This is a genomic window from Kitasatospora sp. MAP5-34 (assembly GCF_029894335.1).
Classification (GTDB): Bacteria; Actinomycetota; Actinomycetes; order Streptomycetales; family Streptomycetaceae; genus Kitasatospora.
On the sequence record NZ_JARXZC010000118.1, the window covers coordinates 1 to 1,029 of the forward strand.

1 protein-coding gene is annotated in these 1,029 nt (G+C 71.0%); it reads left to right on the forward strand.

The features are described 5' to 3' along the window. On the forward strand, positions 1 to 1,026 hold a 1,026-nt coding region (gene manB / locus P3T29_RS32645), incomplete at its 5' end, for a phosphomannomutase/phosphoglucomutase (protein ID WP_280720303.1). Between the last annotated feature and the right edge of the window lie 3 nt (positions 1,027 to 1,029).

Below are 1,029 nucleotides of genomic sequence, written 5' to 3' on the forward strand. Positions count from 1 at the left end.
CTGACCGAGATCCGCGAACTCGTCGAATCCTGGACCGCCACCGACGACACCGTCACCATCCCGGATGCGGACGCGGACGTGAAGCCGGGGACGCTGTCGGAACGCGACACCCTGCGCGGCTACGCCGACCACCTGCTCGGCCTGGTCGACCTCACCACCATCCGCCCGCTCAAGGTCGTCGTCGACGCCGGCAACGGCATGGGCGGCCACACCGTCCCCACCGTCCTGGCCGGCCTGCCACTGGACGTCGACGCCCTGTACTTCGAACTCGACGGCACCTTCCCCAACCACGAGGCCAACCCGCTGGACCCGGCCAACCTGGTCGACCTGCAGGCAAGGGTCCGGGAGGTCGGCGCGGACCTCGGCCTGGCCTTCGACGGCGACGCCGACCGCTGCTTCGTCATCGACGAGAACGGCGACCCCGTCTCCCCCTCCGCCATCACCGCCCTCGTCGCCGCCCGCGAGATCACCCGCGCCCAGGCCAACGGCGAGGCGAACCCCGTGATCATCCACAACCTGATCACCTCCTGGACCGTCCCCGAGGTCGTCCGCGAACTCGGCGCCACCCCCCTGCGCACCCGCGTCGGCCACTCCTTCATCAAGCAGGAAATGGCCGCCACCGACGCCGTCTTCGGCGGCGAACACTCCGCCCACTACTACTTCCGCGACTTCTGGCGCGCCGACACCGGCATGCTCGCCGCCCTCCACGTCCTCGCCGCGCTGGGCCACCAGGACCGCACCCTCTCCCAGCTCACCGCCGCCTACGACCGCTACGCCGCCTCCGGCGAGATCAACAGCACCGTCACCGACCAGGCCGCCCGCGTCGCGGCCGTCCGCACCGCCTACGCCACCCTCCCCGGCGTCACCACCGACACCCTCGACGGCCTCACCATCGCCGGCCCCGACTGGTGGTTCAACCTCCGCGCCTCCAACACCGAACCCCTGCTACGCCTCAACGTCGAGGCCAAGGACCCCGCGAAGATGACCGAACTCCGCGACACCGTCCTCACCCTCGTCCGCGCCTGACCC